A 14,945-nucleotide genomic window follows, 5' to 3' on the forward strand; every position below is an offset into this window, starting at 1 on the left:
ATATTTGCCGAGTGCTGTGAAAAAATTTGAAAGGAAAAAGCATGTGGTCTGAATACGCCCTGGAGGTGGTTGACGCGGTGGCGCGCACCGGCAGCTTTAGTGCGGCCGCCGAAGAGCTGCACCGCGTGCCCTCTGCCGTCAGCTATACGGTGCGTCAGCTGGAAACCTGGCTGGCGGTGCCGCTGTTCGAACGTCAGCATCGCAACGTGGCGTTGACCGCCGCCGGCGAACATTTTGTGCGCGAAGGGCGCGAGGTTATCAAAAAAATGCTTGCCACGCGCCGCCAGTGCCAGCAGCTGGCGAACGGCTGGCGCGGGCAGTTGAGCATCGCGGTGGATCGCATCGTCAAGCTACCGCGCAGCCGTCAGCTGGTCACCGACTTCTACCGTCACTTCCCCGACATGGAATTGCACATTAGCTACGAAGTCTTTAACGGCGTCTGGGATGCGCTGGCTGACGGACGCGTCGACGTCGCTATCGGCGCAACGCAGGCGATCCCGGTCGGCGGACGCTTCTCCTTTCGCGATATGGGCGCGCTCAACTGGCGCTGCGTGGTGGCGCGCCAGCATCCGCTCACCCAGCAGCCGCGGCTCGATGACGACGCGCTGCGCGCCTGGCCGTCGCTGGTGCTGGAGGATACCGCGCGCGCGCTGCCGCGCCGCATGACCTGGACGCTCGACAATCAGCGACGGCTGGTGGTGCCGGACTGGCAGGCGGGGCTGGCGTGCGTGCTGGAGGGATTATGCGTGGCGATGATGCCGGGCCATCTGGCGCGCCCGCTGCTGGATAAAGGCGATCTGGCGGAGCTGGCGCTGCCGGCGCCTTTTCCCGAGAGTCCCTGCTGCGTCAGCTGGTCGGAAGCGGGCGCATCGCCCGCGCTAGGCTGGCTGCTTAGCTATCTGGGCGATGCGCAAACCCTTAATCAGGAGTGGCTGAGCGAGGATTAACGGCGGTAGTCGCGGAACGGGCCGTCGCCGACCGAGCGGCGCTCGATCAGGGTCGGATGCACCTCAATGGTCTGCGACTCTTCGCGTTTGCTGGTGATGCGGTCCAGCAGCATCTCCAGCGCTTTCTCGCCCAGCTGCGCTTTCGGCTGATGCACGGTGGTCAGCGCTGGCGTAAAGTAGCGCGCGTTGCGCACGTTGTCATAGCCGATCACCGAAATATCCTGCGGCACGCGCAGTCCCATCTCGTCGGCGGCGCAGATAGCGCCCATCGCCATGATATCGCCGCCGCAAAAGATCGCCGTTGGACGCTGCTTCTGCTGCAGGATCTGCTGCATCGCCTGGTAGCCCGACTCCGGCTCGAAATCACCCTGTACGATCCACTCCGCGCGCACCGCGATGCCTGCTTCCTCCAGCGCTTTTAAAAAGCCCGCGTGGCGTCCGCCGCCGGTGTTGCGCTCCAGCTGGCCGGGAATGGCGCCGATATCGCGGTGACCGCGTTCAATCAGATAGCGTCCCGCCAGATAGCCGCCCTGGAAAGCGTTATCCAGCACGGTATCGGTAAAGTCGGCGCGCGATTCGCCCCAGTCCATGACCACCATGGGAATATTGCGGTTCTCTTCCAGCATCTTCAGCAGGTCGTCAGGATACTCAGAGCACATCACCAGCAGACCATCGACGCGCTTTTGCGCCATCATCGACAGGTAGGCGCGCTGCTTCTGCAGATCGTTGTGGGCATTGCCGAGGATCAGGGTATAGCCGCGCTCAAAGCAGTGATGCTCGACCGCCTCAATGATTTCGGCGAAATAGGGTGCCTCGCTGGAGGTGGCGAGCAGCCCCAGCGTTTTCGTGTGATTAACCTTCAGGCTACGCGCGACGGCGCTGGGCGAATAGTGCAGTTCCTGAATCGCCTGCCAGACGGCGTTGCGCGTCTCTTCCGCGACAAAGCGCGTTTTATTGATAACGTGAGAAACGGTGGTTGTGGAGACACCGGCGCGCTTCGCGACATCTTTGATTGTTGCCATTAAAAAGAGACTCCAGAACTTATCAGTAAGCCGCTGATAAGCATAATGTTAATCGTTTGCGTCCGCCAGGATGGTTTTCTGTTAATTCGCTACAGTTTTTTGTCGGTGAAACACGCACTGGGCAGGACAAAACAGGGGCTGTTGCGTGCGAACGGCACGGGCGTTGCGTCAGTTGCGCAACAAAGGCGGGGATTCTAGCAAGGCTTGCGGGATAAAACGAGATTTTTACCGGCGACTATGGGAAAATCCGCAAGACCCTGACAATTGTGTGGATAAGGAGTAGCAATGAGCACAGATTTAAAACTGGCGCTGATGACCACCGGCGCGGCGCTGCTGATGATCGTGGCCTTTAGCTTTACCGCCGTGATGCACTAACAGCAGCAATAAAAAAACCGGGGACATCCCCGGTTTTCTTTTTTCTTAGCGAATGGTTTTCGGCGTCATCATACGGCGCGCGCCGATATAGTGGCGCTGCCAGTAATCTTCCGACAGCGCGCTAATCTGAATATCTTTCCCGGTGCGCGGCGACTGAATGAACTTGCCGTTGCCGAGGTAAACCCCAACGTGATCCGCCGTGCCGCGGCCATTGATGCGGAAGAAGACCAGATCGCCTTTCTCCAGCGACTCGCGCTTCACCTCTGCGGCGTCGCGCAGGTGGTACATCTCATTGGCGGTGCGCGGGATGCGGAATTTTACTAAGTCCTTATAGGCGTACCAGACCAGGCCGCTGCAGTCGAAACCGGTATGCGGCGAGGTGCCGCCCCACTGATAAGGCTTGCCCAGCTGACCCATCAGCTTGGTCATCGCGGTTTCGCGCGCTTTTTGATAGCGCAGGCGATGGGACTTGCTCATTTTAATGGTGGTAGGATCGTCCGCTTCCAGCAGCCCGGCGCCCGCGGTTTTAGCCGTGCTTAACGGGCGCTGATGACCATAGCGCTTACGGGTGTTTTTAGCGGATTTTTTCTTGTCGCTGGCGGGATGAGAGAGGGCGGCCGTGTCGAGTTTCTGCTGTTTTTTCAGTTTGAGTTTTTGCGCAGTCGAGGGGCGAGATTTTTTGGCGCTGGTTTTCACCGGACGGCGTTTGCGCCGCTCATCTTCACGCGCGCTCTTTTTTTCCGCTTTATGCAGACTGGCGTTAACCGGCGTTTGCGGCGAAGCCGACGCAATGTTCAGAAACAGCTGCGCGAAAGCTAAGATAAAAAGCGTAATCAGTAATCGCATCGTCCGGTTTCAGGGTTAGCGGTTACGACAACAGGCCGTAACGAGGTTAGAAAAATCTGATCGGTGATCAGCGCCGGGGCCATTCTAAGCCAGGTTTTTTTCAAAAGTTAAGCCATTTTTCTATTAAACTGTTACAGGGTTGCAACTGTCTCTTAAATGAGCAATTTCAGCAGGTTATAGCAGCAAAATTATTACCAGTTATGAATAGCTTAGGTTTTGATTATCGTCAGGAAAAAGCAGATCTTTAGTTGAGAACTTAACAAACATGGCGGTTTCACCTGACAAGCGAGAAATTGTCGTTTTCAGTGATGGGGCGAAGTCGCTACAATAAACAAACACGAAGTAGGGAATTAAGGAAGGCAATTATGAGTACTGTAGAAAAAATTCAGCGCCAGATCGCAGAAAACCCGGTCCTGCTGTACATGAAAGGTTCGCCGAAGCTGCCAAGCTGCGGTTTCTCCTCGCAGGCGGTGCAGGCGCTTTCCGCCTGCGGCGAGCGCTTTGCCTACGTGGATATTCTGCAGAACCCTGATATTCGCGCCGAGCTGCCGAAATACGCCAACTGGCCGACCTTCCCGCAGCTGTGGGTTGACGGCGAGCTGGTAGGCGGCTGCGACATTATCGTGGAGATGTTTCAGCGCGGCGAACTGCAGTCGCTGATCAAAGAGACCGCGGAAAAGCACAAAGAAGCGGAATAAATAAAAGAGCCGACGCCAGTCGGCTTTTTTTATGCTCAGGCCGATGCGGCCTGCTGCTCGTCGTCGCCTTCTGCCATCGGCAGCGGCCAGCCGCCCAGGCGTTTCCAGCGGTTCACCAGCTCGCAAAACAGCGTCGCCGTCTGCTCGGTGTCGTAGAGCGCGGAGTGCGCCTGCGTGCTGTCAAAATCCATGCCCGCCGCCTTGCAGGCTTTCGCCAGTACCGTCTGCCCCAGCACCAGCCCGCTCAGCGCCGCGGTGTCGAAGGTGGCGAACGGGTGAAAAGGGTTACGCTTGAGCGCGGCGCGCCCGGCGGCGGCCATCATAAAGTTCAGATCGAACGTCGCGTTATGCGCCACCATAATGGCGCGATTGCAGTGGTGATCCTTGATGCCTTTGCGCACCATCTTAAAGATGGCGTGCAGCGCCTCATATTCGCTGACCGCGCCGCGCAGGGGATTGCTGGGATCGATGCCGGTAAACGCCAGCGCTTCCGGATGAAGCAGCGACCCTTCAAAGGGTTCAACGTGAAAATGCAGCGTCTGGTCGCGATGCAGCCAGCCGTCCTCATCCATTTTCAGCGTGGTGGCGGCGATCTCCAGCAGCGCATCGGTCTGCGCGTTAAAGCCCGCGGTCTCGACATCGATCACCACAGGATAAAAGCCTCGGAAACGTTGATTTAGCGCGTTCAGGGAGTTCGTTTCAGACATCAGCATCTCATAGCAGGAATTGGGCAGCGCGCATTATGGCAAAAAAAAAGAGAGGGTGCAGCAGCAGGGAAGGCTTCAGCCCGCCGCAGAGAGCAGGCTGAAGCGGCAAACTTAGTTGCCCAGACCGTGACCGGCGTGTTTATTTTCGATCAGTTCGATCTTGTATCCGTCTGGATCTTCGACGAAGGCAATAATGGTCGAGCCGCCTTTCACCGGACCCGCTTCACGCGTTACGTTGCCGCCCGCGTTGCGAATGCGGTCGCAGGTCGCCGCCACGTCATCCACGCCCAGCGCGATATGACCGTAGGCGTTGCCGAGATCGTAGCTCTCGACGCCCCAGTTGTAGGTCAGTTCGATCACCGCGCCTTCGCTCTCTTCGGTGTAGCCCACGAATGCCAGCGTGTATTTGTATTCAGTGTTTTCGCTCTGACGCAGCACGCGCATGCCCAGCACGCGGGTGTAGAAATCGATGGAACGTTGCAGATCGCCAACGCGTAACATGGTGTGAAGTAAACGCATAACATCCTCTTTTATTGAATCGCCATCTTCCGATGGCGCAAACGCTAAGTATAGCGGTGAAAATAGCAAAAAACGGACGCTGACGTAACCGTTGTCGCGCCAGCGTCGCGCTTAAAGCGTGGGGTAGTCGGTGTAGCCTTCCGCGCCGCCGCCGTAGAAACTTTCCGGGCGCTGCGGGTTGAGGGGGGCGTCCTGCTGCAGGCGCGCCACCAGATCGGGGTTGGCGATAAAGTCGCGGCCAAAGGCCACGGCGTCGATCAGGCCGCGCGCGATCAGGTTGTCCGCTTTCTCGACGCTGTAGGCGCCGGCGCCGATAATCACGCCAGGGAACAGCGCGCGCACTTTTTCGCGGAAGGCGTCGGTGTAAGGCTTACCGCCCGCCCAGTCCGGTTCGGAGAGGTGCAGATAGGCGATATTGCGCTTCGCCAGCTCGCCGATATACCACAGCGCCGCCTCTTCCTCATCAGGGCCGTTATCCAGATTCTGGAAACTGCCGATAGGCGAGACGCGAATGCCGATACGGTCGGCGGACCAGTTGGCAATAGCGGCGTCTACCACTTCCAGCGCGAAACGGCCGCGCTTCTCGATGCTGCCGCCATACTCATCGGTGCGGCGGTTGGAATCAGGTGCCAGGAACTGGTGCATCAGGTAGCCGTGTGCCGAATGCAGCTCCAGCAGATCGAAATCCGCCTCGCGCGCGTTGGCGGCGGCCTGGCCGAAGTCCGCCACAATCTGCCTGATTTCGGCGACGGTCAGGGCGCGCGGCGTAGAGGTCTCTTCGCGATAAACGCTGCCATCTTCCGCGCGCAGCGAGGTGCGAGTGCCAGCGGCCAAAGCAGATGGCGCGACAGGCGCATTGCCTTCCGGCTGGACGCTGTAATGGGAAATACGGCCGGTATGCCACAGCTGAACGGCGCTGTGGCCGCCTGCCTCATGAATGCCGGCGTTGATCGCTTTCCACGCGGCGATCTGCTGCTGGGTGTGCAGGCCCGGCGCGCCGGCATAGCCTTTCGCCTGGAAGGAGACCTGCGTCGCCTCAGTGATGATTAGACCGGCGCTGGCGCGCTGGCGATAATATTCGCCCATCAGCGGAGTCGGTACGTCGCCGGGTTCGATGCTGCGCAGGCGCGTCAGCGGCGCCATAAATACGCGGTTGGGTACGGTGATCGCGCCCACTTTAAGCGGGCTAAACAGCCGGGAACTTGCCATAACATCTCCTGTAGTAGACCGGTCAACTATCAATCAAGGTTTTTTAAATCAGGGCGTGCTCAGCCACTGTTCGAGAGTTCTTAGCGCCAGACGCAGCGGCTGCGCTTCACGAGAAAGCTTGCTCTGCAGGCTCGCGCCCAGCCATAAAATATAGATCAGCTGCGCCATCTCGCGCGGCGCGTAAGGCAACGGCTCATCCGCCTCGAGCGTCTGCGCGTAAAGCGCAATGATGCGGCTGGCGCCATGCTGCAGCGCGTCGCGCATCGGCTCGGAGAGATCGCACACTTCGGCAGAGAGCTTCACCGCCAGGCAGCCGACGAGCTGTCCCCGTTCGCTGAACAGCTGTTCCGCCTGACGAAAGTGGTGCAACAGCCGCTGGCGCGGCGGCGCCTCGCCCTGGCGCAGCTGCGCCTCGAGCTGCTGATAAAGCGCGTGAAAGTAGCGCTCCAGCAGCGCCACGCCGAACGCCTCTTTCGAGCGGAAGTAGTAATAAAAAGAGCCTTTCGGCACCTCTGCCCGCGCCAGCAGCTCGCTCAGCCCCATGCCGGTAAAGCCCCGCTGCAGGCAGAGCTGCTCGCCGGTGGCGAGCAGATGTTCACGGGTGTCGGTACGGGGTAGCGTCTTGTTCATGGCGGTTAAGGTAGTAGACCGATCGGTCAGATGCAACGCTTAACCCGCTTTTCGGCACGTTCTGATCATGTCGAGCTGCGGCTGATATTCGCCGGTCTGTACATCAAACATCCCCAGCAGCGTATGGAACAGGTTGTCCTGCGACACCTCCGCCGTGGGCGCCTGACGGCGCAAACAGGCTTCATCAATCTGGTAAGCGCGGGCATAGCCGTCTGACATCCACATCAGCAGCGGGATATGGGTCTGCTGTGACGGCGCAAACAGGTAGGGCGTGCCGTGCAGATACATGCCGTGCTCGCCGAGGGATTCGCCGTGATCGGAGAGATAGACCAGCGCCACGTTAAAGCGGTCGCTGAGCGCTTTTAGCGAATCGATGGTGCGGCTCAGCATATCGTCGCTGTAGAGCAGCGTATTGTCGTAGGTGTTCATCAGCGCCTGATGATCGCAGTCCTGGATCTGATTGCTGTCGCAGGTCGGCGTAAACTGGCGAAACTGCGGTGGATAGCGGCGGTAGTAGGCGGGGCCGTGGCTGCCCATTTGATGCAGCACGATGATGCCGTCGTTATGCAGGCTCTCAGTGTAGTTATCCAGCCGGTGCAGCAGAACGTCGTCCAGGCAGGAGCCATCCTTGCACCAGTTATCAAGCTTCCACAGGGTCATATCGGTATGCGGCACGCGATCGCAGGCGCCTTTGCAGCCACCGTCGTTTTCGCGCCACAGTACGCTAATGCCTGCGTGCGCCAGAATATCCAGCACGCCATCCTGATGGTGCGCCAGATTGGCGTCGTAATGGGCGCGCGGCATGTTGGAGAACATGCAGGGCACCGAGATCGCCGTTTCCGTGCCGCAGGAGGTCGCCTGCGGATAGTAGATAACGTTTTGTTTTTTCAGCTGCGGATTGGTTTCGCGCCCGTAGCCGCCCAGCGAAAAATTCTCCGCGCGCGCGGTTTCGCCAACCACCAGCACCACCAGCGTTTTTTTCTGCTCAGCCTGGATAACCGGCCCTTTGTGCGCGTCCTGGCCGATATGCACCCAGGCCTGACTCCCTTTCATCCAGCGGTTATTCACGTAGTGGCCGGTGCCGCTGATGATATTGGCGGGCGTCACCATTTTCACCAGCCCTTTATTGTTGCGGATCAGCGACGCGTAATCTTTGTAAAACAGCAGCGCCATCAGCACGATCACGCCGAGCGCGGCCGCCATCGACAGCGCGCGCCACGCCAGGTTCATCCACCAGCTGTCGCGCCGTTTAAAGCGTACGGAAACCATCAGGAGGGTCGGCACTACGCCCATCAGCCCGACCCACAGCAGGGCGTTGCGGCTCAGCAGCGCCACGGACTCCTGCACATCGGTTTCAAACACGTTTTGCACCATATTGGTGTCGATAACGGTGCCGAAGCTGAACATAAAATAGTTCGCTGCCGCGCTGGCGAGGATCAGCACCGCCAGCAGCGGCTTACGCAGATAAGGCCAGGCAACGAGGTTAAAAATCAGGGTGAACGCCGCGGTCAGCACCACGGGAAGGCTGACGGCGAAGGCGTAATCGTGCAGCGAGGTGTAGGGGATCCGCTCCCACGCCCGAAACAAGAAGAGACCGTTTAGCGCCAGCGCAAAGAAGAGAGCAACAACGATATTAAAGGTGCTTTCGTGACAGCGTAACTTATTTAACAGCATGAGTATCCAGTTAAAAATCAAAGGTCGCTTAAAGAGCATAAGGGGAAAAAATGAGGAGAACCTTAACGAAAGCTCAACACTATGCCGTGAGTTTTAAGATTAGCCAAACTAAATAGTTACATTTAGTGACAAGCACCGCTTCTCGTTAGCAGAAAGGCGCAGGCAATAGGCTATCTTTAAAGGAGTTATCGATTGAAACGAGGACGTTGTGGCGGAGCAACTAGAGTTTTTCCCGGTACCCAGCCCCTGTCGCGGCATCTGCCAGACGGATGCGCGCGGCTACTGCATCGGCTGCCTGCGCAGCCGTGACGAACGCTTTAACTGGATGCACTTCAGCGACGCGCAAAAACGCGACGTGCTGCGCCTGTGCCATCTGCGGCGCCTGCGCCTGCAGCGCCAGCAAAAGCCGAACGACGATCCAGAACCGCAGCAGCCATCCCTGTTTTGACCGCTTTTCGCTATACTGCCTGTCAGCGCTTTTCCGGACAAACACAGGGATATCATCATGCTACAACCGCAACCGATTTCACCGCAGGGTCCCGCTTTTTCGCCGTTGATTATGGGCTACTGGCGCCTGATGGCGTGGGAGATGACGCCGCAGCAGCGCGTCAGCTTTATTGAACACCACCTTTCTCTTGGCATCACCACGGTGGATCACGCCGATATCTACGGCGACTACCGCTGCGAAGCCGCCTTTGGCGAGGCGCTGAAGCTGGCGCCCGATTTGCGCGACCGTCTGCAAATTGTCACCAAATGCGGCATCGCTACCCGCGCGAAGCCCGAGCACCAGATCGGCCACTACAACACCGATAAAGCGCACATCCTGCAGAGCGCAGAAAATTCGCTGCGCCATTTCGCCACCGACCGGCTGGATCTGCTGCTGATCCACCGTCCCGATCCGCTGATGAACGCCGACGCGGTGGCCGAGGCGTTTCTGGAACTGCATCAGAGCGGCAAGGTGCTGCACTTCGGCGTGTCGAACTTTACGCCTGCGCAGTTTGCGCTGCTGCAGTCGCGCCTGCCGTTTACCCTGGTGACCAACCAGGTGGAAATTTCGCCGATCCAGCAGAATGTGATGCTGGATGGCACCCTCGACCATTGTCAGCAGCTGCGCCTGCGTCCAATGGCGTGGTCCTGCCTCGGCGGCGGCGAGCTGTTCCACGACCCGCACTATCAGCCGCTGCGCGAGGAGCTGGAAAAGGTGCGCCTCGAAACCGGCGCCGCCAGCCTGGCGCAGGTGGTCTACGCCTGGGTGCTGGCGCTGCCGAGCCAGCCGCTGCCGATTATCGGCTCCGGTAATGTCGACCGTGTCAGCGAAGCGGTCGCGGCGCTGCGCATTCAGCTTGATCGTCAGCAGTGGTTCCGCATTCGCAAAGCGGCGCTCGGCTACGATGTCCCCTGAAGCGTAAAACTGTGTCAAAGAGCGGCAGAGAGCGGAAATAGCGGCCAGGCTTATCTCACCTTTGGGAAAGATAAGAGGCAATAATGAAAAAGTCGTTATTAGCAGGATTACTCCTGATGAGCAGCGCCATGGCCGGCGGCGCGCTGGCGCAGCAGGTGACGCTGCATAAGGTCAGCGCCGAAGGCATCGGCGAGGCGATCGGCACGGTCGAAATCGAACAGACGACATACGGCCTGCAGTTTACGCCCGCGCTTAAGGGGTTGACCCCAGGCGTGCACGGTTTCCATGTGCACGCCAACGGCAGCTGCGAGCCTGGCGTCTCGGAAGGGAAAACGGTGGCGGCGGGTGCGGCGGGCGGTCATCTCGACCCGCAAAAAACCGGCAAACACCTTGGGCCCTACGCAGGGGGCCACCTCGGCGACCTGCCGGCGCTCTATGTCGACGAAAAAGGCCGCGCCGACTACCCGGTGCTGGCGCCGCGTCTCACCTCGCTCGACGCGATTAAGGGCAAGGCGCTGATGGTGCATATCGGCGGCGACAACCACGCCGATCATCCGCAGCCGCTTGGCGGCGGCGGCGGGCGTTACGCCTGCGGCGTAATCTGAATGTTGACGCGCTAACGGCTCCTGCGGGAGCCGTTTTATTATCATTTAGTTTACTCTCTGGCTATATTCTCCTGATGATTTACCGCCTATGATACTGATTCTGGACACTTTCATCTGGTGCGGTCAAAGGAGAAATGGAATGAGAAAAACGGGCGCGCTGCTGTTCTGCCTGCTGCTGGCGGGCTGCGATCAACCCAATGAGACCCAGCTCATGACCGAAACCGGACGTCAGCTGCAGCGCACCATCGACGTCAGTCCGGCGCGCGGCGAGTGTGAAGATATTGCAAAGGGGCGTGAGTGGCTCAGCCACGGCGCGCGGAAGCGTCTCGAAGAGAAGGGCTGTCAGTTCGTGCTGCGCAGCGCCACCGAAACCAACTTCGAACAGGCGGCCATCTATCGCACCAGCATGACCATGGTGTGCGGCAGCATTGTCGGCAAGAGCTTCACCGGCAGCGAAATCCGGCGGCGTTTTATCTACTCGCCGGAGGAGCGGGAGCTGGTGATTGAGCCGATGTCGCCCAATGATAAAACCCGCTTCGAACAGCGAAAAACCCTGGCGCAGCTACAGGCAGATTTCGAACGCCAGCAGCTGCAATACTGTAAATAGCTATTCGGGAACCGCCTGTTTGAGCTGCGCCAGCGAGCAGCGCAGACGCCACAGGATGCCCGCCAGGCTAATCGCCTCAGACTCGCCGTCAGCCACCAGCTGACGGATCATCTCATCCAGTTTGGTCAGCGTCTGATCGAGCGACGTATGCCGCACGCCGCGTGCGCCTGTAATCCGCTGCAAATCCTGCAGGCTCGCCTCGCGCATCTTGGCCAGCGCGGGCGAAGTGGGCTGCCAGTCGCGCAGCTGCCAGACAATATGCGAACAGTTCAACAGCACCACGCCCCAGCGCAGCAGCCAGACGCGCGCCTGTTCGTCACGGCTGCTGCTCAGCTGGCTGATGCGATGATAAATCTGCGACTCGAAGCGGGTTTCGCTCAGGCGCGGACGGCGGCGTAGCTGATCGAGAAAGGCGAGGCGCAGCGCGCGGATATGACGACGGCTGCGGCGCGCGTCGGAGCTGGGACGCAGTATCTGAAACGCCAGCCAGGCGAGCAGCACGCCGCATACCTTGGCGATATTGTCATTGAGAAAGTCGGCGTAATCCCAGCTCGGCGGATTGGTCACCGCGATAAACGAGCCCATAAAGACGATAAACTGCCCCCAGAGCGCGGCGCGCTGTTTCTGCTGCAGCTTAAACAGCTGCAGGGTCAGCAGCAGCGGAAACAGAACCAGCAGAAACTGCCACAGCTGGGAGATCTGCACCATCAGGCCGAACTTCATCACAAAGCTGAACAGCGACAGCCAGAGCAAAGTTTTCAGCAGCAGCGAGACGCTGCCGCTGGGCGAGGGCGCGGACGAGTAGAGCACGCAGGCGATGGCGGTCAGGGTCAGCGCCGCCGCGCCGGCCGACCACTGGGTGGCGATCCAGAAGGCGCAGCCCGCCACGACGGCGCAAAAGGTGCGCAGGGCGCTCCAGCCCGCCTCGGCGCTGTCGCTCTCGCGCGCCAGCGAGGGCACGCGCGGCGGCTGAAAGCGGGTATCGGCGTCGGCGCGGGTCAGCAGGCGGATCCAGCGGCTGACATTAAGGTACATCCAGCAGAAATAGCGCAGACGCTGGCAAAAGGCGCGCTGGCGATAGTCACCGTCAGCGGCGGGGGTCACGCTGCGCAGGATCTGCGCCAGCCGGTATTTGTCGCACTGCGCGCGGGCCAGCTCCTGCATCAGCGCGTCGATAGCCTGGTAGAGCACTGGCGGCGCGTCGGGCCAGTTAAGCAGCATGCGGCGCAGGCTGGAGAGCACGCTGGTCAGCCGTAGCTGCTGGTGCAGCACATAGTTGAGCACGTTGTTTTGGCGACGAAAGCGGTAGTGGCTCCAGAACGCCTGAATGCGCAGCAGGTTCATGGTGAGGATCTGGCTGATCACCGCCTCATGCGCGGCGCGCACGTTGTCGCCGGCGCCGGGCTTTAGCAGCAGCGCGGCATGTTCCAGCAGCCGCGCATGCATTTTTTGCAGCGACGTCATCAGCGCGTCGCCGTCCGAGGTGCTCGGCAGCACCATCATCATAAAACCGGCGCAGAGAATGCCTGAGATCACCTCGCACACCCGCGCCTGGGTCAGGGTCCAGAGATCGGTGGCATCGGTCAGATCGACGCTGCTGAAGACGATAATCGCCGCGGTGTAGCCCGCCAGCGAAAAGGCGTAGGCGACGTTATTTTGATAGTGGTTGGCGATGCCGGTGCAGAGCGCCAGCCAGCCGGCGATAAAAAAGGTAAACAGCCAGGGTTCGTTGAGGGTGTGGCCGGCGATCAGCAGGGCGGCACCTGCGCCCATCAGGCTGCCGACAATGCGCCCAAGGCTTTTGCTGATGGCGCCGCCGACGGTGGGAAAGCTGATCACCGCCGCCGAGGTCATCGCCCAGTAGGGCTCATCCAGATCGAGCGCATAGGCGATGCTGAGCGCCAGACACATGGCAATGGCGTTGCGCAGGGCGTAGCGCCACTGGCTGGCATTCGCCTTGACCCACGGCAGCCGATCCCACGCCAGCCACTGCAGGTTCATTGCGCCTGCGGCTCGACAGAAATGGTGCAGGTGGTGCCCGCCACCATCGGCACGTTATCCGGGATGTGGGCCAGGCGAATGCGTACCGGCACGCGCTGCGCCAGCCGCACCCAGGGCACGTTCGGTTTGATATCCGGCACCAGTCCGCTGTCGCTGTCGACGCTCTGGTCGTAGATGGCGCGGCCGATGCTCTCAACCTCGCCCTGCAGCCGCGCGCCGTTGCTGTAGAGCACAATGTTCGCCGGCGCGCCGGGACGAATATGGCGCAGCTTGGTCTCTTCGAAGTAGCCCATCACATAGTAAGAGTGGCTGTCCACCAGCGCGAAGAGCGGCGTGCCGGCGGTGGCGTAATCGCCGACGCGCAGCGTCAGGTTGCTGACCCAGCCGTCGGCGGGTGCGATTACGGTGGTTTGCTGCAGGTTCCAGCGCGCCTGGTCCAGCGCCGCCTGCGCCGCTTTGGCGCTGGCCGCCATCGAGGCGGCGTTAAGCTGCGCGGCATCAAGATCTTCGGCGGAGATAACGTTGCGCGGCAGGCTGGCGCGACGTCGCGCTTCATGCTGGGCCTTCGCCAGATCGGCCTGCGCTTTCGCCAGCTGCGCCTCGGCGTTGTCCAGTGCGATCTGCCAGGGCACGCGATCCAGCGTCAGCAGGGTCTGGCCCCGATGCACAAACTGATTATCCTTTACCGTCAGGCTGACGATGCGCGCCGAGATCTGCGGGGTGATCTGCACCAGCTCCGCCCGCACCTTGCCGTCGCGCGTCCAGGGCGACTGCATGTAGTAGTTCCACATCCAGCCGCCCGCCAGCAGGGCGGCCGCGAAGACGATCAGCGTCGAAAAGTACTTTATCGGGTTAAATCTCATGACGAATATCCCTGCCCCATCAGAAAAAGCGCGGCGGCGACGCAGAGCACGAACAGCGAGAGATCGAGCAGCGTGGGATGCCAGACGTCGCCCGAGTAGATCCAGCCGCGCAGCAGCGGGTGCACGATCAGCCAGAAAAAGAAACCCAGCAGGACCGCTTTAAACAGCGGCGGAAAAAACAGCGAGGCGCCGAACACCAGGTCCGTCAGGGGGTCGGCTGCAAGAAAGGGGGAGATGGCCACGTATCATCCTTCTGAAATCACCCTGGCATCGGTCTCAAAAAGCGGTGATGAACCGGTGCGGCTTCGCCTGGGGTTTGTAATTTGTCCTTTAAACTCGCAGAATAGTGTAAAATCTGGCTTGATAGCTAGCAAGCTAATTATAAGGAGATGAAATGGATACGCCCCTTGGAACGGACTTGTCTCGGCTGGTGCGCATCTGGCGCGCGTTGATCGATCAGCGCCTGAAGCCGCTTGAGCTGACGCAGACGCACTGGGTCACGCTGCACAATATCCATCAGCTGCCGCCGGAACAGTCGCAGATTCAGCTGGCGAAGGCCATCGGCATCGAGCAGCCGTCGCTGGTGCGCACGCTGGATCAGCTGGAAGAAAAAGGGCTGATCACCCGCTCTACCTGCGCCAACGATCGCCGCGCGAAACGCATTAAGCTGACGCGCCAGGCGGAGCCGATCATCGAACAGGTCGAGAGCGTCATCGACGCGACGCGCGACGATATTCTCGCTGGCATCAGCCGTGAGGAGATCAACCAGATGGTGACGCTTATCGCCCGTCTGGAGAAAAACATCCTCGAGCTACAGCAGCGCGAGAAATAAAAAAACCG

At 60.0% G+C, this 14,945-nt stretch carries 18 protein-coding genes; 8 read left to right on the forward strand and 10 right to left on the reverse strand.

The window, feature by feature from the left end; translation table 11 throughout:
- Positions 1-41 precede the first annotated feature (41 nt).
- Entirely contained in the window at positions 42-947 is a 906-nt protein-coding gene (punR, locus tag B2J69_RS06040; RefSeq protein ID WP_081137354.1) for a DNA-binding transcriptional activator PunR, read from the forward strand.
- On the opposite strand, the gene purR is transcribed toward punR, so the two are convergent.
- Positions 944-1,969, reverse strand: a complete 1,026-nt coding sequence (gene purR / locus B2J69_RS06045) for an HTH-type transcriptional repressor PurR (RefSeq protein WP_081137356.1) — start codon at positions 1,967-1,969, stop codon at positions 944-946. The genes punR and purR overlap by 4 nt on opposite strands.
- A 285-nt stretch (positions 1,970-2,254) precedes the next feature.
- Between purR and cydH the strand changes: the two genes are divergently transcribed.
- Positions 2,255-2,344, forward strand: coding sequence for a cytochrome bd-I oxidase subunit CydH (cydH, locus tag B2J69_RS23570; RefSeq protein ID WP_094078480.1), 90 nt, complete (start codon positions 2,255-2,257; stop codon positions 2,342-2,344).
- Positions 2,345-2,389: 45 nt separating this feature from the next.
- Here the strand turns inward: cydH and B2J69_RS06050 are convergent, their stop codons facing one another.
- Positions 2,390-3,190 (reverse strand): C40 family peptidase, encoded by an 801-nt coding sequence (locus B2J69_RS06050; protein WP_081137358.1) that lies wholly within the window; start codon positions 3,188-3,190, stop codon positions 2,390-2,392.
- 362 nt (positions 3,191-3,552) lie between these two features.
- On the opposite strand from B2J69_RS06050, the gene B2J69_RS06055 reads away from it, so the two are divergent.
- Positions 3,553-3,888 (forward strand): Grx4 family monothiol glutaredoxin, encoded by a 336-nt coding sequence (locus B2J69_RS06055; RefSeq protein ID WP_174580892.1) that lies wholly within the window; start codon positions 3,553-3,555, stop codon positions 3,886-3,888.
- A gap of 35 nt (positions 3,889-3,923) precedes the next feature.
- Here the strand turns inward: B2J69_RS06055 and rnt are convergent, their stop codons facing one another.
- The 5 genes from rnt to eptA all read right to left on the reverse strand — a co-directional run bounded on the left by rnt (position 3,924) and on the right by eptA (position 8,633).
- Complete coding sequence (gene rnt / locus B2J69_RS06060; protein WP_081137707.1) at positions 3,924-4,595, reverse strand: ribonuclease T; 672 nt, start codon at positions 4,593-4,595, stop codon at positions 3,924-3,926.
- Between the two features lie 111 nt (positions 4,596-4,706).
- Positions 4,707-5,114 carry a lactoylglutathione lyase gene (gene gloA, locus B2J69_RS06065; protein ID WP_081137362.1) on the reverse strand — a complete coding sequence of 136 codons (408 nt, stop codon included), beginning with the start codon at positions 5,112-5,114 and terminating at the stop codon, positions 4,707-4,709.
- Between the two features lie 111 nt (positions 5,115-5,225).
- Complete coding sequence (gene nemA / locus B2J69_RS06070) at positions 5,226-6,323, reverse strand: alkene reductase (protein ID WP_081137364.1); 1,098 nt, start codon at positions 6,321-6,323, stop codon at positions 5,226-5,228.
- 48 nt (positions 6,324-6,371) lie between these two features.
- On the reverse strand, positions 6,372-6,953 hold the full coding sequence (locus B2J69_RS06075; protein ID WP_081137709.1) for a TetR/AcrR family transcriptional regulator: 582 nt from the start codon (positions 6,951-6,953) through the stop codon (positions 6,372-6,374).
- A 39-nt stretch (positions 6,954-6,992) separates the two neighbouring features.
- The gene (gene eptA, locus B2J69_RS06080; RefSeq protein ID WP_094078485.1) at positions 6,993-8,633 is read right to left on the reverse strand and encodes a phosphoethanolamine transferase EptA; all 1,641 of its coding nucleotides are present in this window, start codon (positions 8,631-8,633) and stop codon (positions 6,993-6,995) included.
- Positions 8,634-8,835: 202 nt separating this feature from the next.
- On the opposite strand from eptA, the gene B2J69_RS06085 reads away from it, so the two are divergent.
- The 4 genes from B2J69_RS06085 (at position 8,836) to B2J69_RS06100 (ending at position 11,241) form a co-directional block, all read left to right on the forward strand.
- Entirely contained in the window at positions 8,836-9,075 is a 240-nt protein-coding gene (locus tag B2J69_RS06085) for a DUF1289 domain-containing protein (RefSeq protein WP_081137368.1), read from the forward strand.
- 57 nt (positions 9,076-9,132) lie between these two features.
- Positions 9,133-10,029: an aldo/keto reductase gene (locus tag B2J69_RS06090; protein WP_081137370.1), complete on the forward strand. Its 897-nt coding sequence runs from the start codon at positions 9,133-9,135 to the stop codon at positions 10,027-10,029.
- A gap of 83 nt (positions 10,030-10,112) precedes the next feature.
- Positions 10,113-10,634: a superoxide dismutase family protein gene (gene sodC / locus B2J69_RS06095; protein WP_081137372.1), complete on the forward strand. Its 522-nt coding sequence runs from the start codon at positions 10,113-10,115 to the stop codon at positions 10,632-10,634.
- Between the two features lie 139 nt (positions 10,635-10,773).
- Entirely contained in the window at positions 10,774-11,241 is a 468-nt protein-coding gene (locus tag B2J69_RS06100) for a hypothetical protein (protein WP_081137374.1), read from the forward strand.
- Here B2J69_RS06100 and B2J69_RS06105 read toward each other — a convergent pair whose 3' ends face one another.
- The 3 genes from B2J69_RS06105 to B2J69_RS06115 are packed head-to-tail and all read right to left on the reverse strand — an operon-like array spanning position 11,242 to position 14,347.
- Positions 11,242-13,242: an FUSC family protein gene (locus tag B2J69_RS06105; protein WP_081137376.1), complete on the reverse strand. Its 2,001-nt coding sequence runs from the start codon at positions 13,240-13,242 to the stop codon at positions 11,242-11,244.
- Complete coding sequence (locus B2J69_RS06110; RefSeq protein ID WP_081137378.1) at positions 13,239-14,105, reverse strand: efflux RND transporter periplasmic adaptor subunit; 867 nt, start codon at positions 14,103-14,105, stop codon at positions 13,239-13,241. Before B2J69_RS06110 ends, B2J69_RS06105 begins: the two co-directional genes overlap by 4 nt.
- Complete coding sequence (locus B2J69_RS06115) at positions 14,102-14,347, reverse strand: DUF1656 domain-containing protein (RefSeq protein WP_081137380.1); 246 nt, start codon at positions 14,345-14,347, stop codon at positions 14,102-14,104. Before B2J69_RS06115 ends, B2J69_RS06110 begins: the two co-directional genes overlap by 4 nt.
- Before the next feature lie 152 nt (positions 14,348-14,499).
- On the opposite strand from B2J69_RS06115, the gene slyA reads away from it, so the two are divergent.
- Positions 14,500-14,937 (forward strand): transcriptional regulator SlyA, encoded by a 438-nt coding sequence (gene slyA / locus B2J69_RS06120; RefSeq protein WP_081137382.1) that lies wholly within the window; start codon positions 14,500-14,502, stop codon positions 14,935-14,937.
- Positions 14,938-14,945 lie beyond the last annotated feature (8 nt).

The sequence above is a fragment of the Pantoea latae genome, from assembly GCF_002077695.1.
In the GTDB taxonomy this organism is placed as follows: domain Bacteria; phylum Pseudomonadota; class Gammaproteobacteria; order Enterobacterales; family Enterobacteriaceae; genus Pantoea; species Pantoea latae.

Coding starts and splice junctions, on each gene's coding strand:
- punR (WP_081137354.1), top strand. CDS start 42: ATGTGGTCTGAATACGCCCTGGAGGTGGTTGACGCGGTGGCGCGCACC.
- purR (WP_081137356.1), bottom strand. CDS start 1,969: ATGGCAACAATCAAAGATGTCGCGAAGCGCGCCGGTGTCTCCACAACC.
- cydH (WP_094078480.1), top strand. CDS start 2,255: ATGAGCACAGATTTAAAACTGGCGCTGATGACCACCGGCGCGGCGCTG.
- B2J69_RS06050 (WP_081137358.1), bottom strand. CDS start 3,190: ATGCGATTACTGATTACGCTTTTTATCTTAGCTTTCGCGCAGCTGTTT.
- rnt (WP_081137707.1), bottom strand. CDS start 4,595: ATGTCTGAAACGAACTCCCTGAACGCGCTAAATCAACGTTTCCGAGGC.
- gloA (WP_081137362.1), bottom strand. CDS start 5,114: ATGCGTTTACTTCACACCATGTTACGCGTTGGCGATCTGCAACGTTCC.
- nemA (WP_081137364.1), bottom strand. CDS start 6,323: ATGGCAAGTTCCCGGCTGTTTAGCCCGCTTAAAGTGGGCGCGATCACC.
- B2J69_RS06075 (WP_081137709.1), bottom strand. CDS start 6,953: ATGAACAAGACGCTACCCCGTACCGACACCCGTGAACATCTGCTCGCC.
- B2J69_RS06090 (WP_081137370.1), top strand. CDS start 9,133: ATGCTACAACCGCAACCGATTTCACCGCAGGGTCCCGCTTTTTCGCCG.
- sodC (WP_081137372.1), top strand. CDS start 10,113: ATGAAAAAGTCGTTATTAGCAGGATTACTCCTGATGAGCAGCGCCATG.
- B2J69_RS06100 (WP_081137374.1), top strand. CDS start 10,774: ATGAGAAAAACGGGCGCGCTGCTGTTCTGCCTGCTGCTGGCGGGCTGC.
- B2J69_RS06105 (WP_081137376.1), bottom strand. CDS start 13,242: ATGAACCTGCAGTGGCTGGCGTGGGATCGGCTGCCGTGGGTCAAGGCG.
- B2J69_RS06110 (WP_081137378.1), bottom strand. CDS start 14,105: ATGAGATTTAACCCGATAAAGTACTTTTCGACGCTGATCGTCTTCGCG.
- slyA (WP_081137382.1), top strand. CDS start 14,500: ATGGATACGCCCCTTGGAACGGACTTGTCTCGGCTGGTGCGCATCTGG.